The following is a 21,534-nucleotide window of genomic DNA, read 5'->3' on the forward strand; positions in this document are numbered from 1 at the left end:
TTCATCAAGACAGCTCTCTTAGCCTTTCAATAGCTTTGGGGAGCTTATCAAGTATATATTCTATATCTTCATCAGTATTTTCTTCATTTATAGTTAAGCGCAGCGATCCCTTAGATGCATTGTCATCAAGGCCTATGCTCTTTAAAACATGAGAAGGGTCAAGAGATGAGCTCTCGCAGGCTGAACCTGACGAAGCACAAATCCCTTCCATGTCAAGAAGCATAAGCAGGCTCTCACCTTCTATGCCCTTTATTGATATATTCACGTTGCCATCAAGCCTTGAAGTCATGTCGCCGTTGAGCGTAATATCAGGAACCCGTTCAAAAAGCCCGTCAATAAGCCTGTCACGCATAATACGCACCCTGTCTGTACGCTCAGCTATCCCACTTACTGCATCGCCGATAACAGCACCAAGAGCTGCAATAGCAGGCACATTCTCAGTACCGGCACGTCTGCCCCTTTCCTGAGAACCGCCGTGGATAAGCGGTGTAGTCTCTGAACGCTTGCTTGCGTAAAGAACACCAACACCCTTAGGAGCGTGTATCTTATGCCCTGACAGTGAAAGCATATCTATATTCTGAGTCTTGACATTTATTTCTACATGGCCGAATGCCTGCACAGCGTCAGTGTGGAATGTCACACCTTTTGACCTGCATATCTCGCCTATCTCCGAAACAGGCTGAATCGTGCCTATCTCGTTATTAGCATACATAACAGTCACAAGGCAGGTGTCTTCTCTAATGGCATCAGCTATCTGAGATGGCGAAATAAGACCTTTGCTGTCAGGTCTTATATAAGTCACATCAAATCCCTGTTTTTGTAAAAACTCACAGGTGCGCAAAACAGCATGATGCTCAAATGAAGTCGTTATGATATGCTTCTTACCTGATTTAGCACCTGCAAAAGCGGCAGACCTTATCGCCCAGTTGTCAGCCTCAGAGCCGCCGGATGTGAAGTAAATCTCCTGCACATCAGCACCAAGAGAGTCTGCCACTCTTTTTCTCGCTTCAAGAACAGCTTTTGCAGCATTTCTTCCAAGTGAATACACACTTGAAGGGTTACCAAACTGCTCCCTCAGAAACGGGATCATAGCCTCATACGCCTTCACTGAAAGTCTTGTCGTTGCAGCGTTGTCTGCATATACAATGCGCTTGTCTTTATTATTCATCAGAATTTCCTGCTTTCATTTACAGCAAGAGTGTCACAGCGCTCGTTTTCAGGATGCCCGGCGTGACCCTTCACCCACTCAAAGGTGACCTTATGCTTTTCTAACAGGATAAGCAGCTTTTCCCAGAGATCAGCATTAAGGGCCGGCGACTTGTCAGCTTTTTTCCAGCCCCTTGCTCTCCAGCCGACAGCCCAACCTTTAGTCACACTGTCGATTATGTATTTTGAGTCAGAGTATAGAGTTACCTCACAGCTTTCCTTAAGCGCAGAGAGAGCGGTAATAACAGCTGTCATCTCCATACGGTTATTAGTAGTCTCACGCTCACCGCCGGAGAGCTCCTTTTCAATACCGTTAAACCGAAGTATAGCCCCCCAGCCCCCCGGACCGGGATTGCCGGAACAGGCGCCGTCAGTAAATATATCAACGTGCTTCATAGCATAAACTCCTTTTAAGTAGTAACTATTATTATACTACAATTCACTTTATAAATCAAGGTCTTTAGTATTATATTTTATTGACAAACGATCTATAGTATTATAGATCAAGCAGTGATACTGTAATACATATTCCTATACAATAAGCAGTTTTACATAGGCTAAAAAATGAAACAGCCAAATATAAACATATTATCCTTTGACGGCTATATTAGTTTTTATAAGGGGGAATGCACGATCTGTTGTCAGATATGCACAAAACATAATGCAACAGTCTGTTAAAACAGCAGATTGACAACAAGAGAATTAATTGATATAATATAGATGCAGTAATATGGATACTTATTAAATCAAAGGAAAATATTGATTTTATAAGGCAATATGAAACAGATATCACTATATGGAGGTAAGCAAAATGAAAAGAATAAAGAGAGCTTTTGCACTTACTCTTTCACTAATCACAGCTTTCGGCGTTGCAGCGTGCAGCAATTCTGACAGTTCGTCATCTAACTCAGATGAATCATTTGAAGCAACAGATAACATTGAAGTTGCTGAGAATATGGAAATATCAGCTATTCCTGACGGAGCTGAAAAGACTATCCTATATCTCGGCGAGAACGACCTTAACCCAACAAAGGCAAACCCTGAGATATCGACAGAAATGAAGCTCTTCCAGCAGAAGGGCGGTTCTATCGAATGGCACAGATGCACAAACGAGGGAAGATTTGATGCTCTTGCAAAGGCAATAGCCGCAAATTCTGACGTTCCTGATATATTCAACTACGAATGGCTCTCATTCCCAGCACAGGTAGTCAACAAGATGTTCCAGCCGGTTGACGATATAGTTGATTTTGATACTCCTATGTGGAATAATTCAAAAACCACAGCAGATCAGTTTGTGCTTAACGGCAAGCACTATGTAGCTCCTCTCGGATATGACCCTTCAGCACTTATTACATACGATAAGAAAAAAGTCGAAGAGTTAGGTATGGAAGATCCTTATGATCTTTATAAGAACGGTGAATGGAACTGGGCTAATTTCAAATCCATTATGGATGAGTATGTTTCCGGCGGTTCAGCTGACGATGAAAGATACGGCATCAACGGTTTCTTTAAGCCGCATATCACTCAGCAGACAGGTAAGACACTTGTTTCATTCGATACATCAACATCTACATTTGCAAGCAACCTGAATGACCCCGATATAGAAGCCGCTCAGCAGTTCCTCTATGACATAAAGAAGGAAGGCCTTGTTCTTGACGGCTGGATAGGTTCTGCTTCTGAATGCTTCCAGAAGAATTGCTTCTTCTATGGTATGGGCGCATGGGCTATAAAGCCTGAGGACGGCGACGAGTGGGGCATTGTTCCTATGCCGCAGTATGATAAGGATCCTCAGAAGATAACAACATCTGATATGAAGGCATTCATGTGGGTAAGCGGTTCAACAAAGAAGGACGCTGTAAAGTGCTGGCTCGAATGCTACAAATCAGCAAGAACAGACCCTGAATATGAGCAGACCAATAAGGATAAGTTCTTTGAGAACAACCCCAACTGGACAGAAGAAATGTACGGTGTATTCCAGGACGTTACATCTGATGATTACTTTATGATATTTGACTATGCATTCGGTGTATCCTTCAAAATGGGTGACAGAACTCAGTTTGACGGAAACCAGTGTCTTGTTGATGCACTCTATGGTTCTTCTTCATCTGAGGACGATGACGGCGTTCAGATGACATGGACTCAGGTAAGAGAGACCTACTCCTCGACCGTTGATTCCGAAGTAAGCAAGCTCAATGATGCTGTTAAGAAGTATATAGCAGAAAACAACTGATTATAATTTCAAAGACCGCCTGAGGCTCAATTGCCCCGGCGGTCTGTTTTGTTATTTACTTAGCCTGTCTCTTGCCATCTGTAGGAAGCTCTTTCCCTGATCCTTAGGGTCAAGATCTACGTCCTTGGCGTTGGCTTTCCACTTGCTCGAATCAGGCAGGACAGAATATGCCGTGTTGTGCTGCTCCCATTCATAAGCAAGGTCTTCCGGTGTGCGGTACCCCTCATAATCATTTGTATGTATCGGGTGAATGTCAGATAACGCTTTGCAGATGATAATCATGTCGTTCTTGTTAGTTATCTTGTATGAATCAACTATCTTCCAGTTGTCGGTAGTGTAATATGCATTATAGCTCTCACCCGAGTAGGTAAATGTGTAACTCCCCTCACCCGTTTCGGTAAGACCTATGTCATCAGTGCTGCTCAGCAAGCCGGAATCCTTCTTTCCTTTTTTGCCGGTCTTCTTTGCCGTAGTTGTAGTTGTCACGGTGGTTTCAGACCCGGAAACAGAACCGGTAGGAGACGCAGTTTCAGCAACTGATGATGCAGCAGTTGTATTAGTATCAGCCTGTGTCTGCGAAACAGATATCTCATTTCCTAAACTACACGAGCATACTGAAATTGCAGCAACTAACAGCGCAAATATGCATACTGACCTGAATACAGTTTTCATGTCATATCACTCCGTCAGTCTATGTTCGCCGGTATGCCGTTAATCTCGACCGCAGCATCATCAAGTGCAATAACTATGCATCGCTTTCCGTCAACCATCTGAGTGCGCACCTTATCAACAGCTTCTTTCTTGACATTTACTGTAACGCTCGGCATTGTGATGGTCGTTTTCTTTTCTATAAGATTATACGCAGTAAAAGGCTTTTTCTCCATTGCCTTTTCATATGCCTGCGGCAGCTTTTCAAGGTTTTCCTGACTTACACCTGCCTCCCAGAGTATTGTATTGAGCCGCCTTTCATCAATCTTGGGTATCTCTGTATCATTGGCGTTCTGAGCAGCAAAATCCTGTATCTTCTCATTTACCTTAGTAACTATCTCATAGTCAAGCTCTTCACCAACGACATTATTTATAAGAGCCTTGAAAACAGTCTTCTCGCCCTCGCTTGAAAACTGGAATTCACAGTCAAGCATATCCTGAACAACAGAAGCATTCGGCTTTTTGGCATTTTTTGAATAAACCATAACCGCATTAACATCAGGCATTCTGTCAGAAAAAACAGGGAAAAGAAAACCGTCAGTTGGCAGCTCAACTATCTTATCAGCTGTTGCTTTCTTGATAATAGAATTCGACTCATCATCATATATCAGCCCGTCAAATCGGGTATTCACAGGCGAGATAGCTGTAATCAGGAAATTATAGTTCATCTCGCTTTCTTCTGTAAGCTCATCATTCTTATTCTTTGCAAAAACACTGTATGTACAATGAGCCGAGAATATAGCATAAGTCGATACATAAGCCACCTTTTCAGTTATCCTCTGCAAAAAAGCATCAATAAGCGTTTCATCTTTAAACTTAGCCATCATGTTATCATAAAGCAGCTTCTGAGCTCCGCCCTCAGCATATGAGCTCTGAGGAAAAGCAAATTCATTGAGGTTTTTACCAAGCTGACCACTGAGGACTTTTTTTAGGTTCAGTATTATCTGTTCGCTCTCGTCCTGAGAAAGCGTGCTGTACAGATCTACAGATTTATACTTTATATTCTTCTCACTGTCCACAAAAGCGGACACTACATTGCTTATCGTAAAATATCCGCAGTCGTCAGAGAAGTTCTTTTTAAGCTCGTTTATTTCTTTTTTATTCATCAAAATCTCTCCGTTTGTTTTATTGTTAAAAACTCAGCATTGCCGACAGGTCAACTCTCATGACCCCACAAGCTATAAGAGCAGCCGTTCCTACAGCCCACGCTGCAAGGAAGGCAGCAAGCTCGCTCTTGTTCTTTTTTAGCTTTAATACGGCTGTTATCATAACTATCAGCCATATAAGCATCATAACAAAGCCTATCGGTGATGTAAACATATCCTCTTCATAGTCCTTTGAGTCCTTTGATGTTCCGGGAAATGCAAAGGCATACCCGAGCAAAGCCCAATATGAACCGAAAAAGCCATGCAAAAGACCGAGAAAAGCAAATAGAACCTTTTTCATTAGTTGCTCCTATAACTAAGGGACTGTATTTAACAGTCCCTTTTTATGTGCTTTATACTACGGGATGAACCTTGTTTGCTGCATCGCTGTGCTCGGAATCAACACCGTATTTCTTGTCTCTCCTCTGCTTGAAGAACTTGGGTGCTACCTTCGGGAACATAGCATATGTGAGGATATCCTCCTCCTGCTCTGTCCACTCAGCAGCCTCTTTCTTCATTGTCTCAAACTCAGGCTCGAGCTGGTCTGCCGGACGGCAGGTTATAGGCTCTTCGTCGCCAAGTATCTTCTTCTGGAAGTCCTTATCTATCTCAACAGGTGTCTTACCGTATTCGCCCTTAACAAGACCCTTGAATTCCTTTGTAACGGTCTTGTAGCGCTCGCCCATGATAACATTGAACACAGCCTGTGTACCAACTATCTGAGATGTAGGAGTTACGAGCGGCGGGAAACCTGAATCCTTTCTGACCTTTGGAACTTCTCTTAAAACTTCATCGAGCTGGTCAGCCTTGCCTGCCTGCTTAAGCTGCGAGAGGAGGTTTGAAAGCATACCGCCGGGAACCTGATAAAGCAGCGCATTTGTATTTGTAGCAAGCATCGAGGGGTCAAGAAGACCACTGTCGATATACTTCTTTCTGAGACCCATGAAATAATCTCTTATCTCATTGAGCTTTACAAGATCAAGACCTGTGTCATACTCAGTGTCCTTAAATGTAGCAACTATACTCTCTGTCGGTGCATGAGATGTACCAAGTGCAAGAGGAGACATTGCTGTGTCAACGCCGTCAACGCCTGCCTCAACAGCCTTTATGATGCACATAGATGCAAGACCTGATGTATAATGTGTGTGAAGCTGAATCGGTATCTTGACAACGCTCTTGAGCTCCTTGACCAAAGCCTCTGCCTCATAAGGAGTAAGAAGCGCAGCCATATCCTTAATGCAAATAGAGTCAGCACCGGCATCTTCTATCTGCTTAGCATAGTTCTTGTAATACTCATGTGTAAATACCTCACCAAGAGTGTAAGAGATAGCTACCTGAGCATGGCCGTTTTCCTTCTTTGCAGCCTTGATAGCTGTATCAAGATTTCTTATATCGTTGAGCGCATCGAATATTCTTATAATGTCGATACCGTTAGCAATAGACTTCTGAACGAAATACTCAACAAGGTCATCAGCATAGTGGCGGTAGCCAAGCATATTCTGGCCTCTGAAAAGCATCTGCAGCTTTGTGTCAGGCATTTCCTTTCTGATTATACGAAGTCTCTCCCAGGGGTCTTCGTTAAGGAATCTTATGCAGGAATCAAATGTAGCGCCGCCCCAGCATTCGCAGGAGTAGAAGCCTATCTTATTCATTTCCTGAAGAATAGGACGCATATCGTCCATACTCATTCTTGTTGCAAGCAGTGACTGGTGAGCATCACGAAGCACTGTTTCGGTTATTCTTAGCTTTCCCATTTTATTATACCTCCGTACATCAGCCTACTACTACAAGAACAGCACCTGTCTCAACAGACGAGCCCTTTGTAGTGTTTATGCTCAGTACCTTACCGTCAACGGGCGAGTTTACATCGTTCTCCATCTTCATAGCCTCGAGCACGCATACAGCCTGACCGCTCTTTACGCTGTCACCTACTGCTACCTTGATATCAAGGATAGTACCGGGCATAGGAGCTGTTATCTTAGTACCGTCTGCAACAGGAGCAGCAGCCGGAGCAGGAGCAGCAGCTGCAACAGGTGCTGCAGCAACAGGAGCAGGAGCAGCGCCAGCATCAAGCTCCTCAACAGCTACATCATAAGCCTTACCGTTTACTGTGATATTATATCTTTTCATGATTGATTACCTCCGTTATGTGTTTAAGCATTAAAGCTGTATATTGCTGTGTTTCTTAGGCAGTCTCTGTGAACGCTTGCCTGCCATTATCTCAATGCTCTCTCTGAGAGCGCTGCGGAGCTGTGAAGCAGCTACTACGCCGTCAACTGCACCGTTCTGTGCAGCTGCAAAAGCGGAGCATTCATTCTTGACATACTCATCAGCGAGTGCCTTTCTTGCAGATGCAAGGTCAGCAGCACCGGCGAGCTTGTCATGAGCCATAAACTCAACAGCTGTGAGCGGGTCAAGTGCTGAGATAACTGCGCTGTCAACAGCGAATGTCATATCAGAGTTTGCACCCTTGCCTGCAAGAGCCATAAACGCTGTACCATAAGCCTTGCCGGTAACAGCAGCGACCTTAACAGTTGTTGCCTCAGCATATGCGTGCGAGAGCTTAGCCATTGCCTTAACTGCGCCGCACTTCATAGCCTGCTCGTCGTTCTTGAAGCCTTCTGTATCAACAAGAGTTACGGCAGGTATATTGAAGCAGTCGAGCATTCTTATAAATCTTGCGAGCTTTGCACTGTCGTGAACTGTGAGCTTGTCAGCTGTCTTGTTTGTAGCAAGAACACCTACACAGTTGCCGCCGAGTGAAGCAAGTGCTGTATATGCAGCTTTACCAAAATCAGCGTAGAGCTCCTTAACTGAACCTTCATCAAATATTGCAGCAGCCTGTGAAGCAGCATCTGTACCAAAAGCAGCTGTAGGCTCTTCAAACTCATACATAGGAACAGGAGAAAGGTTGTTCTGCGGAACTCTGCCAAGAAGACTCTTAACAGCTGCAAATGCAGATGCATCGTCGTCAGCAACAAGTGCAGCAACGCCGGTATTGGCAGCATTCTGTGCAAGATCCTTGATGCCGGAGTTAGGAGAAACGTAAAGCTCGCTGTCCTTGGTAACTATAACAAAATCAGCATTAACAGCAAGCATAGCAGCAGCACCTGCACAAACGCCGCATACTACAGAAACTGTAGGAACAACGCCCGAAAGGTTAGCGCTCTTTAATAACAACTCGCCGTATGAAGAAAGAGAAGAAAGAGCATCGGAAACATCTGCGCCGTAGGAATCATAGATACCTACAACAGGTGCTCCGGTCTCAGCAGCAAGCGAATAAAGCTTGCTTATCTTATCAGCACCCTCTTTTGTAAGAGCGCCGCTCTTAGCTGAAATATCCTGTGAAAAAGCATAAACGGGCACTCCCTCAACGTAGCCGAAAGCTGTAACAACGCCCGAAAGAGCATCGCCAGACTTTACAAAACGCCCTGTCTCGGTAAACTTCCCGTCATCAAACAAAAATGTAAGTCTGCTCACTGCCTTCTGTGATGCGCCCGAAAGCGCTTCAAGCTCAGCAGCTGTGCTAAGATTAATAGACATACAGATATCCTCCGTTTCAATTTTGCATAATCATACATATTAATTATACTATTTTTTTTCAAACATATCAAGGGGCGAGCTGTAGTTTCTTCAAATTTTACTTTTAGTTCATAATTTAAAATAACAAAATACAGCCCGGGATCTCCGGACTGTATTAACCAGAATATTACTTAAGCAGCTTCGTTGAATGTAAACTGTATTTCAATTGTATTAACAAGATCACTCTTTTTAAGCGGCATAGGAACAGCAGTTGCATTTTCTGTAGCACCTCTGATATCATCAGGGAGCTCATTCACCCATGCGTTATAGAGATTTACTCTTGTGCAGCTTCCGTCATCTGATGCGGTGTAATAGCCTGTGTCAAGAGTATACTCATTGCCATTTATCAGCACCTTGTTGATAGTGATAGTATTCTTGGGGAAGAGGTCTTCACCGTTTGAGATACCGAGTGCCGAGAAAGCCACACCCTTTGCAGCACCGCAGCCTGTAAAATCGAGCTTTACAGTGTATTCGCCTGAACCTGTTATCTCTGCGTTTGTCGCTTCAAGGCCGGCAGTTGCAGATGTCGGGTCATATTCATCGCCCACACTGTATGTCTTTGAATAATCATTGCTCTGATACATTATCCACGCTATAGCCTTGTTGTCATCAGGCATTAGTACACCACTGTCTGTAAGCTGACCCTGAGCTGCCGCATAAGCATCATCAATTATCTTCTGAGCGTTTTTCTTAATATCATCGTCTGACATATCCTTCTGCTTTGCGTAAGACTTTTCAAGGAAAAGATTCTTCATATCAGCATTGGGCATATCACAGTCACGTCTCTGATAAAGATTATTGCAATCCCAAAGCATAGGGCAGAAGTTATACAGGTCACAGTTTGCAAGGAAATCCGTGTAGAACTTGTCAGTGTCATTCTTCGGCTCTGAGCTGTTTGTCAGAACAGCATACTCACCTATTACCACACCGTATCCTGCCTCAGTGAATTTTGAGAGCTTCTTCATCAGCTCGTTCTGCTCCTCATAATCTTTTACACTGCCCCAGCTGTTGACACCGTCAGTTCCGCAGTAATCCCAGGGAGTATAATAGTGCACTGAGAGCAGCAGCTTATCCTTTGCCGTATCAGTCGGCATCTTGAATTTATCATCACAGGTCATGGTTATATCTGTATTATAACCGGCAATAAGCAGAAAACGCTGTTCATTGTTGCCGCCCGTGCTCCTGATAAGGTCAACGAAAGTCTGGTTTATCTCGTTTGTCTTTTCATAGCACTCGGTCTTTTTGAGCTTGCCCTTTTTGCCGTCTATCTCGTCATTAAGTCTGTCACCAAGCTCCTCGTTAGCAGATTCAAATATCAGCTTGTCAGAGTAATCCTTAAAGCGCTCGGCTATTTGTGTCCACATAGACTTGTACATTTCCATGGCAGCAGTTCTCATAGCTTCGTCTTCAGCACCGAAGCGCCCCCACCAGCCGCCGTCCCAGTGGTCGTTTATGATAACATACATATCGGCATTTATGGCATAGTTGACTATCTCCTCTACCCTGTCAAGATATGCCTTGTCGATATCGTAATTGCCGTCTTCATAAAAGCTCATGGCATTTGTCCATGCGACCGGCACTCGAAGCGAATCAAATCCACAGTCTTTCATGCCCGTTATCATTTCCTGAGTGGTTATCGGCTGTCCCCACGCTTGCTCGCTCTCATCAGGGAAGATATCCTCCTTGCCGTGACTATGTGTGTAAGCCTCCATAGTATTGCCAAGATTTATGCCGTTGCCCATTATCTTTACAAGCTCAAGACTTGTCAGATCCTTGTTAAGAGAGCCGTCGTCATTTGTCTGCACCTTGCTGTCACCTCCGCTGTCAGTCTGAGAAGCCGCCGAACTGTCACCGCTTCCGGCCGATGATGAGCTGCCATTACCACAGGCTGTAAACATCATGCTTATACCCAACAGCGCCGATAAAGCTGATGTAAATGCCTTTTTTCTCCTTTTAAGTATCATAATGCTTCCTCCGTTCAGTAATCAAGGGTGGTCATTTCATAAAAGTAAAATCCAAAAGCTCAAATAAAGATTTGCTGTCAAAATACGGTGCAGTCCAGCCCTCTGTCTCATGTGTGACCTTGAAGAATACAGCGTGCCTGCCTGTAATTGCTTTAACTTTACCTTTGTATACTCCGTCACCAAGCCCCACATTGACCGAGCCTATGACCTCGCCGCTCTCATAGTCATCAATAATCACATCAACTCTCGAATAGCACCCCTGCCCTCTTGTTTTAAGCGCAAGAGTGTATTCCTTGCTTGAAAAGTCATCGCCGAAGTCAAAATACTTATACCCTATCACTGAACCTTTTTTGATGTTGACAATCGGCCTTGTGAAAATATCAAGCTCAGTTATAAAGCACTCGCCTATCAGTACACAGGCTATCTCGGCAGGAGTAGGCTTGTACGGATCAAGCGCTTTTTCAAAGCCGAGAGAGGTCATCTCGACAGGCGATATCGTTCCGTCAGCGAGTATCTCAATAGGCTCAACGCACGCACGTCTTGACATGATAGTGTTATTCGTCATTCTGTGATAGAAAACATACCACTGCCCGTTTATGCAAGCCACCGAGCCGTGATTATTGCCGCCTGGGTAATCAACACCGTTATCTACGATGTAACCCTTATACTCAAAAGGCCCTCTCGGCGAATCAGATATAGCATAAGCAAGACGGCTGCCCCTTCTTGGCGAATATATCATATAATACCTGCCGTTTATCTTCCTTGGCGAGCTCGCCTCAAAGAATCGCTGCTCCTCGGGAGCGTTATCTGTATCATCAATTATCGGGCGCATATATGAGCCGTCGATTATCTCATACATATTTGCAGGATTTATCTCACCAAAATTGCTCTCAGTAAAACCGTAATAGATATACACTCTGCCGTCATCATCGACAAGCACTCCGGCATCATTGAAAATGCCGTCATCTCCTGCATCCTTTTCGTTATATTTATAACGTGAAAGCAGCCTGAACGGCCCCTCAGGCTTTTCGGCAACGCCCACACAGCCCTTTGAACCGACAATGTATGCGTAAAGATAATACTTTCCGTCATTTTCTATAACATCAGGAGCAAAGAGCTCGGCCTGTGTCCATTCCTTCGTATCAGACGGACGGTCAGCCTTGTCCTTTGTAGAAAAGCTCACGCCAGAGCATTTGAAATCATTAAGGTCATTAATGTCTGCATACCAGACCTTTAATCTGAAATCGCAAAATGCATCACACCCAACTCTATCATGTGAGCCGTAAAGATAAACTCTGTCACCGAAGACTCTCGGTTCGCCGTCAGGTATGTATTCCCAAAGCGGTAATATAGGATTAGGCATTATTCAGGCTCCTCTCATTTAGTATTTTTAGTTTCAAGCCTGTATTCAGTCGGCGTTTTTCCGGTCTTGTTCCTGAATTGCCGCATAAATGAATACGAGCTCCTGTATCCGCAGCTCAGGGATACCTCCTCAACGCTCATAGAAGTACCCGAAAGCAAGCGCTTTGCCTTGTCAAGGCGTGAAGTTATGATATCAAAGATAGGGCTAACGCCAAACATCTTCTTATAGCTGTGCTGAAAGCCTGATCTGCTCATGCCTACCTCAGCCGCCAGCCTGTCTATGCTCAGCTCGGCCTCGGGTACTGAGTATATCTTTGTCCTGATATTAGTAAGGCTCTCAGATTTTGCAGAATGCTGTCCCGGTGAAGATTCACTGCTCCTGTGTGTAAGCCTTGCGAGCTTATAGAGCATACATTCAAGCAGGGCACCTTCAAGCTCTTCGTTAAACCGTTCTGTGCTGTAATGTTCATATGCAAGCATTCTGAAAAGCTGTGCTATCTCACCCGATGCATCAATATATACAGGGATATCAATACCTATACCGATGCGTGAAAGCCATTCAAGATCACGTTCATCATAATCAAAATAAAACCAGTCATCAACATATTTTTCGCCCTTTGCACTATACTTTATAGGCGTATCACGCCTGAGCAGGACAAAGGAATTTGCTTTCACGTCATAAGCCTCACCTGCAATAACAAATGATGCCTCTGTTTTTACAAACAGGAAAAGCCCGGCACCGGCTCCGTTAGGCCTGTCCATAACAAAGGAGGAATCATGAGAATAATCACAGCCAATCGAACCGATCTTCATTTTCACATTCCTCCCTTTATTCAGTATTACATTACAGGCTCGTACTCAACTCTTACAGCAGGCAGCTTGTCAATAGTCGTATATGTATTGTAAAGCCCGTCCTCAGTAGAAATATCATTCATACCGCTTGCAGGGGGCGCAAATATACGCATTGTTAGGTCAGCTGCACCATCAAGAGGTCTTTCAAAGAAAGCGCTCATAAGGTCTATCGTCTTAGCTTTGGGTGATTTGTAGAACCACTTGCCGTTTATCTCTATCATAAGATTTAGTTCATTGTCAAAAGTCACCTCGCAGAAGTGAGGGTTCTTTTCAAAATGCATTGGTATCTCCAGGCCCTCAGCATCTTCTGCACCGCCCCAGCGCAGCTTTACAGGGAAAGCAACTTCTTCACCCTTAGTCATAGAAGGCATAAAGAAATCATCATGGATTATCTCCTTGTATGTCTTCATAACAGGCTGCTCGATACCGCAGTCAGGATAATTGGGGTCTTCTATCTCAAGACCGAGCCTGCCCCTGTCACGGAACTGATAGAAAGTAAATGCCGAGAACCATTCCTCCGGGTCAGCCTTCAGCATATCGCAGAAGCCCTTTACCATTTCAGCCTGCTCGTAAGCACCGGTAACATCGCCGTCAGCATTAAACTCACTCATGACCATAGGCTTTCTCACACCGCCGTTTATCTCCTTGAAACGGTTATAGCTCATCTTGGTAAGAGTATAAGTATCCTCGACCGTGCTTCTTCCGTACTGCTTGTTCTCATTGTCCTTAAGCGCCACATCATAAGGCCAGCCCCAGTGAAGCGCCATATACTTGTCAACGCTCCAAATATCAGTTGCCTTTACAGCCTCAGAGAACTCCTTCTCCATTATTATCTCAGTAGCATTTTTGTCCTCGATACCGCCAATGCAGAGAATAGTAGAAACGTTAGGTGCATATTCCTTAAGTATCTTATGGAATCTCACATAGAAATCTGCAACGCCCTGATATGTAGTTCTCTTAGTGAACGAGAACCAGTTGCCGGTAGCCTCATGATTTATCCTGAGCAGAAGTCTGCCGTAAGGACGGAGATCATTTGCTATAGCAATAAGATGTTCATCAGATACGTTAGGGTCGATAGTAAGTGTAAGAGTAACGTCCTGGCCGTGACGGCGGACATCTCTCATATAATTGAAAGGCTCAGCCTCAGTGTCGCCGTTAAGGCCGCCCTTATATGTAAAGTAATCATCATAAGGATAATCCCACTGGAAAGACACCTCAGCATCCTTCATAGCCTCAGATATCCTTGCAGGCCATTGCTCGTCGAGCGGATAGTAGCAGTACATAAGGCTGATGCTTCTGTGAGGTCTGCCGAGCTTATTGAGGATATAATCCTGATTTACATATTCTCCTCTTTCAGAACCGTCACCGAGATCGACAGCGCACTTTGCCTTGCCCATATTCACCTTATAAGCCTTGTATTCATTTGCCATATTATTACTCCTTTCAAGTCAATAATAATTATCACCTATATTAATGCAAGTGACATTTTATGTTCTGCACAAAATTCAACTTACCTCTTATAAAGTAATATAACACAAAGTATATATATTGTCAAGCCTTGCAAAATGGTACAAAACGTGTCTGAAAACCTTTTCACAGCACAAAAGTATACCTGATATAAATGATAATATGACTATATGAAACAGTGATTATTTTATTTACCGAATATTTGTTGATTATCTACAAATAATCATACTAAATTTCGTCACTCATACGATCATATTTTTGCACAAAAAAGCCGCCCTGCATAAGCCGGACAGCTTTTGATACTATTCATAATCTTCGTCATCTTCATCATCTGCAGGACGCTTAACATATTTATGCTGTAGCTTATATATAAACATTGATGTATAAGCCACAAACAAGAATACAATACCGCCAACACAAAGCCTGAACTCCTTTGAGCTGAAAAACGACTTTGCTATTCTGACTTTTTCATCACTCTTTGACCTGTCAACAGAGCTTGTTGCTATCAGATCGACTGACGCCAGCTTTTCGCCTTTGTAGCTAAGTGTAAGTGTTCCGAGCTTGTCGCCCTCATAAACAGGAGCAACTACATTCTCATAAAGCTCTATATCCTTTTTGATATCCTTGAGCTTGATATTGTCAGGCCAGTCACGCTTGAAGCCGTCAGCAGGCTTAAGGTTGACACTGTCACCCTCCTCAGCAAACTCCACCTTGACATCTGTTATCTCAGAATTGACATTGATAAAGTCAGTCTCAACAAGATGATAGAACGCCCATTGATATATAGCCTTATGGTCAATAAGATTATAATACTCCGGTTCCTCTGTGCCTTCTTTGTACAGAGGTGCGCCCATAGTGACCAGCATATAGTTTTTGCCGTTCATTGATGCTGTAGAAACAAGGCACCTTCCGGCATCGTCAAGTGTTCCTGTCTTTACACCCTTTACAGGGCTGTAATAGTAATCAGATGTTTCATCAAGCATCTCATTGGTGTTCACGATAAGCGTGCCGTCAGGGTGCTCGTCTGTCGGAGGGAGATTATAGGTAGGCTTAGAAACTATCTCACCAAACACAGGAAAAGTATCAAGCGCATACTGTGTCAGTATAGCCATATCCCTGCATGAGGAATAATTCTTTTTGGAAAACAGCCCGTGTGCATTTGAAAAGTGTGAATTCTTCATTCCCAGCTTTTGGGCTTCTTCATTCATAAGATCACAGAAATGCGGAATACTGTCGCTGATATTAAGTGCGATTATATTTGCAGCCTCGCATGAAGAAGGCAGCATGAGCGCACAGAGCAGATCATAATAGCAGACATCTTCAAACGGCTGTATATCCGCTGTAGAAGCGCCTGTTCCGTACAGCTCGTCAAATGCAGTATTGTCGCCGTGAACATATTTCTCTTTGAGCTGGTCAGGGTCGTCCTTGAACTGTTCAAGACAAACAACAGCCGTCATTATCTTTGTCAGCGATGCAGGCACCCTTGCTTCATCTGCATTGATATCAACTATCACATCTCCGGTATCAGTGTTTACCATATACACTGCCTCAGAATAGATCTTGATAGGCTTTGTTTCTCCGTCGTCATTGGATACATACGGAGTAAAGTTATAAGCCTCTGCACCAGGCGGAGTGATGCATACAGTCATCATCACAGCACCCAATAAGGCACAGAGGAGTTTTCTTATTCTCATTTATATTATCCTTTCGGTCATTCATTTACAATATAAATAATCTCGTTTCCTTTTCTTCTTCCGACACGCTTTACAGCGCCGACATAAGTAAGTATATTAAGCGTACTCTGCGATAGCTTTCGGTCGATTCCTGCGGCCTTTGCAAAATCGGCAGATGTAAACTCCCCTTCCAGCTGCGGTGGAACAAGCATCATATAATCCTCAGCACATTCAAACCAGTATTCCCCAAGGATATCAACAGGATATCTGTCAAACTTAGTTGAGCCACGCTTTTTATCCTTAGAATAGCCGTCAAGCAGCCGCATATCCTCTGCCTCGATAAGCACAGCCGCAAAAGTAAAACGTGGATTATCAAGCGCATACTTCAGATACATAAGCTCGCCCATAGCTGTATATATGTTGTCTCTTTTGGGAGAAAGCCTTCTTGAAACGACCTCTCCTGTCACAGGGTCTAACCAGTTTATATATTTCTTTGCAATAACCGGGTACACAACTGTAACATGAGTGTATTCAAGAAAACAGTCGAGCTTTTTCCTAAGGCGGTACAAAGCCCTCGTCTGTATCTCGATTATCCCGTTCTCGCCTGCAATATCAGCAACAAAGGAACCTATCTTTATTTCAGTATTGTCCGCCTGAGGCTCAAAATAAGCCTTAAGCGTTGCATGGACAGAACGCTCACCGAGCGTGCCTATACCTTTGATGTCACGCTGCTTGCCGCTGCATTTTTCAACTGCTGCCAGAAAACTCTCCCTGTCCAACAAAAACTTCCTTTCATTGCTTCTCAATGATTATATGCTGCAATATGCAGATCATGCCTTTATAATGTTTTTAACAGCTTCGTATATCCTTTTTGCAACATATGGGTTGTTCATCGTGTAAAGATGTATTCCGTCAACGCCGTTTGCAATGAGGTCGGTTATCTGATCTATCGCATACGCAATGCCTGCATCTCTTAATGCATCATCGTTGAATTCATATCTGTCAAGAATCTTCTTGAACTTTTCCGGCAGAGAAGCGCCGCACATCTTTGTCATGCGCTCGATCTGTCTCTTATTGGTAACAGGCATTATACCTGCCTCCACAGGAACATTTATCCCTGCGATATCACACTTTTCAAGGAATGAATAGAAATAGTTATTATCAAAGAAAAGCTGCGATATAAGCTCATTGCAGCCACAATCGACCTTATACTTCAGATGCTTGATATCCTCAGCAGGAGAAGATGCTTCAAGGTGAGTCTCAGGATAGCACGCACCTATAACATTGAAGCCGCCGTAAACATTTATAAACTTTACAAGGTCACTCGCATATTCAAACTCATTTACAGGAGGCATATCAGGATTAAGGTCACCCCTGAGTGCAAGAATATTCTCAATACCGTTTGCCTTAAGGTCTTCAAGTATCTTTGCAGCATCAGACTTAGTAAGATAAATACAAGGCAGATGAGCCACGCTCTCGATACCGTACTTTGTCTTTATATCAGATGCTATCTGCACTGTAGTGCTGTTATTCACCGAGCCGCCTGCACCAAAAGTCACAGATATAAAATCCGGGTGAACATCAGAAAGCTCATCAAGTGTCGCATATATCGTTTCTATCGACGAAGTCTTCTTAGGCGGGAATATCTCAAGTGAAAAAATAGCTGTATCTTTTTTGAGTTCATTTATCTTCATAGTGTGGTTTACCCCTTTAAAGTATATAGATATATTATACAGCCTCAGTCGGATTTTTGCAAGAGCTAAAGTAAAAATAGTACAAATAACACAAATAAACTGCCACGAAAACATCATGGCAGTTTATTTTAACCAATATTAATTATTGTGGAAACCGCCCTGTGAAAGTGTAAAGTCTTCAATATCAGGTCTTACATCATCACGAACCTTTCTGATAGAGCCGGTAAACTTGATATCCTCGCTCGAATCAGACTTAAGGAAATCTTCAAAGTCATTGACCGGTTCACGCTTGGGTGTAGGATAACTGAAGTTCTCAGCCGACTCATCAGGTCCATTGTTTATTTCCTCAGCCGGAGCATCAAGATGACCGGTGTGATACTTGCTGCTGTTATAATCATCGTCGTCATCATAATCATCGTGATGTCTGTGGCTTGAATGGTGGCTGTGTGCCTTCTTGCGTCTGTGAGCCACAAGGATGAAGTATTCAATTATGAGCAGTATGAGCGCAAGACATACTACAACAATTACAACAGTTATCTTAACTGTATTTTTCTTTGAATTGCTGTCGTCCTCTGTAAGATTACCCTTGGCAGAATCGCTTGATGATTCTTCTGAAACGTCAGTGCCTGCTTCCTCAGATGCAGCAACACTTATCTCATAATAGCCCTTTGAACCGTCTTTATAATTTACGGTCATCTTGCAGGAACCAGCGCCGTTGAGTATTATCCTGCCGTCAGAAACAGATGCCACAGTTTCATCATCAGTTTCTATCGACTTGTAATCAGATATGCCAATACTGTCGAGCTTTATCTCCTTGTCTGAAAGTGAGAGCTTGATAGGGATGTATGTACGTTCCTGAACACCTGATTTAGAATCATCATCACTGTCATCATCATCCTTTACATCAGGTATGGTAATGATAGCATTGGTAGTAGATGCATTGGAAATATCCTTATCCTCTTCGTCTTTAAGAGAATCAATTACAGCCATAACAGCAGTCTGATCAGCGGAAGTCTTTTTCAGCTTGAATTTTACAGTAACATATGTACCGTCAAAGTCAGAACCGCTCGAATTCGTATATTCAAATGTATACCTGCCGTCAGAACACTTATCAGACGAGATACCGCCTGTCTCGTCATCGTTTATCTTGCTGCTTTTGTATTCAAGTATGCTTTCATCAAAGTCCATATAGATCTTTGCTTTGGTTATCATCGCATCAGAATCCATTTTGAGCTTGATGTTTATCTCATTGTCTTCATCAAACCCGGCATGAGAAAGGTCTACACTTGCACTGTGATAGCTTGTCTTATCCTCTTCTTCGGTAGTAGTTGTTGTTTTGTCCTCTTCCGGTTCTTCAGTTACAGCTGTTGTAGTGGTCTTTTTCTTTGTTGTCTTCTTGGTGGTCTTTTTTGTAGTCTTCTCAGTCTCCTCAGGCTCTTCGGTAGTAGCCTCAGTCTCGGTTGTAGCCTTTGTCTGAGTCTGAGTTTTCTTTGTCGGCTTGGTATCCTCTGTATTCTGTGTCACCGGAGCCTCAGTATCAGCAGTAGACTCAGTTTCTGACTCTGTCGGCTGCTCAGGTTCTTCAGTCACCACATTTGATTCTGTTCCTATCTGCACAGCAGCAACACTCATTGCAGTCGGAAAAATCATTGTCAGGGCAGTCATCGCTGCCGCAGCAGAAGCTATTAGCTTTGTTTTGCTCATTTTTAACCTATCTCCTGTTCTTATATATATTTATCTTGGCGTTTGCCTTGTTAATTGCTTTCTTTCCTTTTTTCTCATATACATTCGTTCGTCAGCAAGACTGATTATCTTATCTATCTTGTCAAACGTGCATCTGTCGCTTACGATACCTATACTTGCAGCTATCTCATACGGCGCCTTTGATGCGCTGTTCTGATTTGAGATATAGAGATTGAATTTCTGCTCGAATTCCTCTGCAAGCCCGATATCATATTCACCGGCAGCAATGAATTCATCGCCGCCAAATCGTGCGCATACGCATCTGTCTCCGCAGGCATAAGTAAGTGCAGAAGCGATTATCTCTATTGCCCTGTCGCCCTCGTTGTGGCCAAACTTATCATTTATCTCCTTAAGCCCGTCAAGATCGGCAGAAACGACCATCAACTCGGTATCCTGTCTGCCCGAGAAACGTCTGCTCATTTCTTTAAAGAAACCTCGCCTGTTGAATACACCTGTCATAGAATCGTGTATATACATATTCTCAAGCTGCTCGTTAGCCAAACGCAGATGCTGCTGATTTCTGATAACATCAAACATACTGCAAAGATTCATAGAAAACGTGTACCACTGATCGACAGCCACAGTTGACATGAATTCCCTTGCCATATATCCTATTGTTGCATTCTTGATATGAAGCGGAATAAAGAGAATGCTCTTATTATCCTCAATGCAGTTATCCAGATCAGGAAGAAGCTCCGATGTCGGGAACATATCCTTGCAAGTTGTCGATGTATACACATCTTTATGCATCACAAGCTCCATTTCATCTGAATACTCAGTATTTATATCAATGGTATCAAAGAAGCCCTTGTTGACACATATCCACATTTCCCTGCACCATGCACGCTTGCAATATGAAGCTATCATCGAAAGCGATTCTTCAAACGTAGGCGCAGAAGTCACGTTATTTGAAAAGCGTATCATATGCTTATCAAATGTATTTATAATATCTATCTTGAATGCAAGATCAGTAGCACGCCCGTTTATCCGGCTCTTGATAAGCCCCTCAGAGCAGCAGCCGCATGAATCAGCAAATACGAGCTCATTGCCAAAAACGATCCTATTGCTGACCGGCTTGCCGGCCCATATATCTCTTAACTGATCTATAGCCGAAGCGATCCCCTCACTGTGTTTGAAACGAGCGGTAGTGATCTTTGGAATAAAGCACTCAGCAGATATAAGAGAATCTATTCCCGTCACCTTAACGTCCTCAGGAACTCTGAGCCCATGGTCAAACAATTCATCAGCCGCAGCCATTGCCATATTATCGTTTGCACATACTATTGCATCAAATACCATACCGTCTTCAAGCCAGCGGTCGGTCATTTTCTTGGCACCGCCTGCCCACCAGCCGCCGTCAGCGACTCTTTCAGGCTCATACGGTATGCCATATTTCGACAAAGCACTCTTGTATGATTCAAGCCTTCTGTCAGAAACAGGCTGGCCGGCATTTCCAGCAAGGAAATTTATCTTCCTGCAGCCGTGAACAGTTATAAGATGCTCAGTAATACTCTCAACAGCACCGCAGTCATCAAACACGATATTGCAGGCAGCATCAGACATCTCTTTGTCAAAACATACTACGGGGACATCACGCAGCTTAGCTTCTCTTACGATACCCGAAAGTACCGCAGGATCCTTAATAGTCTCACTAAGGATAATTATGCCGTCGAGCTTTTCGTAGCAAATGAGCTTGAAAATGCTGTACTCACCGTCGTCATGCTGCCTGTTGCCATACTTATTATCAAGGCAGGCAAAAAAGAGCAGACGTATATCCAATGAGCTTGCATACTCTATCAGAGAGTTGATTATCTTGATCTGATATTCCTCGCCTGTGCCGGAAAAACACACGCCGATAGTTCTCTTTTTCATACTGTCAGCCCTCCCCGATCGCATAGATTGTCTATT

Annotated in this window: 18 protein-coding genes; 1 reads left to right on the forward strand and 17 read right to left on the reverse strand. The window is 43.5% G+C overall.

What is annotated here, in order from left to right; translation table 11 throughout:
- Positions 1 to 4: 4 nt before the first annotated feature.
- Both nifS and rnhA read right to left on the reverse strand, forming a co-directional pair.
- Complete coding sequence (nifS, locus tag CD05_RS0106830; RefSeq protein ID WP_028509867.1) at positions 5 to 1,168, reverse strand: cysteine desulfurase NifS; 1,164 nt, start codon at positions 1,166 to 1,168, stop codon at positions 5 to 7.
- The gene (rnhA, locus tag CD05_RS0106835; protein ID WP_028509868.1) at positions 1,168 to 1,602 is read right to left on the reverse strand and encodes a ribonuclease HI; all 435 of its coding nucleotides are present in this window, start codon (positions 1,600 to 1,602) and stop codon (positions 1,168 to 1,170) included. The genes nifS and rnhA overlap by 1 nt, the downstream gene beginning before the upstream one ends.
- A gap of 415 nt (positions 1,603 to 2,017) precedes the next feature.
- Between rnhA and CD05_RS0106840 the strand changes: the two genes are divergently transcribed.
- Positions 2,018 to 3,436, forward strand: a complete 1,419-nt coding sequence (locus tag CD05_RS0106840) for an extracellular solute-binding protein (protein ID WP_028509869.1) — start codon at positions 2,018 to 2,020, stop codon at positions 3,434 to 3,436.
- Between the two features lie 51 nt (positions 3,437 to 3,487).
- Here the strand turns inward: CD05_RS0106840 and CD05_RS0106845 are convergent, their stop codons facing one another.
- The 15 genes from CD05_RS0106845 to CD05_RS0106915 all read right to left on the reverse strand — a co-directional run bounded on the left by CD05_RS0106845 (position 3,488) and on the right by CD05_RS0106915 (position 21,498).
- On the reverse strand, positions 3,488 to 4,108 hold the full coding sequence (locus CD05_RS0106845) for a hypothetical protein (protein WP_028509870.1): 621 nt from the start codon (positions 4,106 to 4,108) through the stop codon (positions 3,488 to 3,490).
- Positions 4,109 to 4,122: 14 nt separating this feature from the next.
- Entirely contained in the window at positions 4,123 to 5,250 is a 1,128-nt protein-coding gene (locus CD05_RS0106850) for a DUF4317 domain-containing protein (RefSeq protein WP_028509871.1), read from the reverse strand.
- Between the two features lie 25 nt (positions 5,251 to 5,275).
- Entirely contained in the window at positions 5,276 to 5,590 is a 315-nt protein-coding gene (locus CD05_RS0106855; protein WP_028509872.1) for a hypothetical protein, read from the reverse strand.
- 52 nt (positions 5,591 to 5,642) lie between these two features.
- A complete protein-coding gene (locus tag CD05_RS0106860) occupies positions 5,643 to 7,043 on the reverse strand; it encodes an oxaloacetate decarboxylase subunit alpha (RefSeq protein WP_028509873.1) in 1,401 nt (466 codons plus the stop codon).
- 19 nt (positions 7,044 to 7,062) lie between these two features.
- Positions 7,063 to 7,419, reverse strand: a complete 357-nt coding sequence (locus tag CD05_RS0106865) for a biotin/lipoyl-containing protein (RefSeq protein ID WP_028509874.1) — start codon at positions 7,417 to 7,419, stop codon at positions 7,063 to 7,065.
- Positions 7,420 to 7,449: 30 nt separating this feature from the next.
- The gene (locus CD05_RS0106870; protein WP_028509875.1) at positions 7,450 to 8,832 is read right to left on the reverse strand and encodes a carboxyl transferase domain-containing protein; all 1,383 of its coding nucleotides are present in this window, start codon (positions 8,830 to 8,832) and stop codon (positions 7,450 to 7,452) included.
- 170 nt (positions 8,833 to 9,002) lie between these two features.
- Positions 9,003 to 10,835, reverse strand: a complete 1,833-nt coding sequence (locus tag CD05_RS17770) for a glycoside hydrolase family 5 protein (RefSeq protein ID WP_051588865.1) — start codon at positions 10,833 to 10,835, stop codon at positions 9,003 to 9,005.
- A gap of 31 nt (positions 10,836 to 10,866) precedes the next feature.
- Complete coding sequence (locus CD05_RS0106880; RefSeq protein ID WP_028509876.1) at positions 10,867 to 12,198, reverse strand: family 43 glycosylhydrolase; 1,332 nt, start codon at positions 12,196 to 12,198, stop codon at positions 10,867 to 10,869.
- 14 nt (positions 12,199 to 12,212) lie between these two features.
- The gene (locus CD05_RS0106885) at positions 12,213 to 13,010 is read right to left on the reverse strand and encodes an AraC family transcriptional regulator (RefSeq protein ID WP_028509877.1); all 798 of its coding nucleotides are present in this window, start codon (positions 13,008 to 13,010) and stop codon (positions 12,213 to 12,215) included.
- A 26-nt stretch (positions 13,011 to 13,036) separates the two neighbouring features.
- A complete protein-coding gene (locus CD05_RS0106890) occupies positions 13,037 to 14,479 on the reverse strand; it encodes a hypothetical protein (RefSeq protein WP_028509878.1) in 1,443 nt (480 codons plus the stop codon).
- Between the two features lie 339 nt (positions 14,480 to 14,818).
- A complete protein-coding gene (locus CD05_RS17775) occupies positions 14,819 to 16,210 on the reverse strand; it encodes a serine hydrolase (RefSeq protein ID WP_051588866.1) in 1,392 nt (463 codons plus the stop codon).
- A 17-nt stretch (positions 16,211 to 16,227) separates the two neighbouring features.
- Positions 16,228 to 16,968: a hypothetical protein gene (locus tag CD05_RS0106900; protein WP_051588867.1), complete on the reverse strand. Its 741-nt coding sequence runs from the start codon at positions 16,966 to 16,968 to the stop codon at positions 16,228 to 16,230.
- 51 nt (positions 16,969 to 17,019) lie between these two features.
- On the reverse strand, positions 17,020 to 17,883 hold the full coding sequence (gene metF / locus CD05_RS0106905) for a methylenetetrahydrofolate reductase [NAD(P)H] (RefSeq protein WP_028509880.1): 864 nt from the start codon (positions 17,881 to 17,883) through the stop codon (positions 17,020 to 17,022).
- A 138-nt stretch (positions 17,884 to 18,021) separates the two neighbouring features.
- The gene (locus CD05_RS0106910) at positions 18,022 to 19,587 is read right to left on the reverse strand and encodes a hypothetical protein (RefSeq protein ID WP_028509881.1); all 1,566 of its coding nucleotides are present in this window, start codon (positions 19,585 to 19,587) and stop codon (positions 18,022 to 18,024) included.
- A gap of 30 nt (positions 19,588 to 19,617) precedes the next feature.
- On the reverse strand, positions 19,618 to 21,498 hold the full coding sequence (locus tag CD05_RS0106915) for a GGDEF domain-containing protein (protein WP_028509882.1): 1,881 nt from the start codon (positions 21,496 to 21,498) through the stop codon (positions 19,618 to 19,620).
- Between the last annotated feature and the right edge of the window lie 36 nt (positions 21,499 to 21,534).

Source organism: Ruminococcus sp. NK3A76 (assembly GCF_000686125.1).
In the GTDB taxonomy this organism is placed as follows: domain Bacteria; phylum Bacillota; class Clostridia; order Oscillospirales; family Ruminococcaceae; genus NK3A76.

What these genes read in the sequence shown, in the direction of transcription:
- rnhA (WP_028509868.1), bottom strand. Translation starts at nt 1,602, where the DNA reads ATGAAGCACGTTGATATATTTACTGACGGCGCCTGTTCCGGCAATCCC.
- CD05_RS0106910 (WP_028509881.1), bottom strand. Translation starts at nt 19,587, where the DNA reads ATGAGCAAAACAAAGCTAATAGCTTCTGCTGCGGCAGCGATGACTGCC.
- CD05_RS0106870 (WP_028509875.1), bottom strand. Translation starts at nt 8,832, where the DNA reads ATGTCTATTAATCTTAGCACAGCTGCTGAGCTTGAAGCGCTTTCGGGC.
- CD05_RS0106850 (WP_028509871.1), bottom strand. Translation starts at nt 5,250, where the DNA reads ATGAATAAAAAAGAAATAAACGAGCTTAAAAAGAACTTCTCTGACGAC.
- CD05_RS0106855 (WP_028509872.1), bottom strand. Translation starts at nt 5,590, where the DNA reads ATGAAAAAGGTTCTATTTGCTTTTCTCGGTCTTTTGCATGGCTTTTTC.
- nifS (WP_028509867.1), bottom strand. Translation starts at nt 1,168, where the DNA reads ATGAATAATAAAGACAAGCGCATTGTATATGCAGACAACGCTGCAACG.
- CD05_RS0106865 (WP_028509874.1), bottom strand. Translation starts at nt 7,419, where the DNA reads ATGAAAAGATATAATATCACAGTAAACGGTAAGGCTTATGATGTAGCT.
- CD05_RS17770 (WP_051588865.1), bottom strand. Translation starts at nt 10,835, where the DNA reads ATGATACTTAAAAGGAGAAAAAAGGCATTTACATCAGCTTTATCGGCG.
- metF (WP_028509880.1), bottom strand. Translation starts at nt 17,883, where the DNA reads ATGAAGATAAATGAACTCAAAAAAGATACAGCTATTTTTTCACTTGAG.
- CD05_RS0106885 (WP_028509877.1), bottom strand. Translation starts at nt 13,010, where the DNA reads ATGAAGATCGGTTCGATTGGCTGTGATTATTCTCATGATTCCTCCTTT.
- CD05_RS0106880 (WP_028509876.1), bottom strand. Translation starts at nt 12,198, where the DNA reads ATGCCTAATCCTATATTACCGCTTTGGGAATACATACCTGACGGCGAA.
- CD05_RS17775 (WP_051588866.1), bottom strand. Translation starts at nt 16,210, where the DNA reads ATGAGAATAAGAAAACTCCTCTGTGCCTTATTGGGTGCTGTGATGATG.
- CD05_RS0106915 (WP_028509882.1), bottom strand. Translation starts at nt 21,498, where the DNA reads ATGAAAAAGAGAACTATCGGCGTGTGTTTTTCCGGCACAGGCGAGGAA.
- CD05_RS0106845 (WP_028509870.1), bottom strand. Translation starts at nt 4,108, where the DNA reads ATGAAAACTGTATTCAGGTCAGTATGCATATTTGCGCTGTTAGTTGCT.
- CD05_RS0106890 (WP_028509878.1), bottom strand. Translation starts at nt 14,479, where the DNA reads ATGGCAAATGAATACAAGGCTTATAAGGTGAATATGGGCAAGGCAAAG.
- CD05_RS0106860 (WP_028509873.1), bottom strand. Translation starts at nt 7,043, where the DNA reads ATGGGAAAGCTAAGAATAACCGAAACAGTGCTTCGTGATGCTCACCAG.
- CD05_RS0106840 (WP_028509869.1), top strand. Translation starts at nt 2,018, where the DNA reads ATGAAAAGAATAAAGAGAGCTTTTGCACTTACTCTTTCACTAATCACA.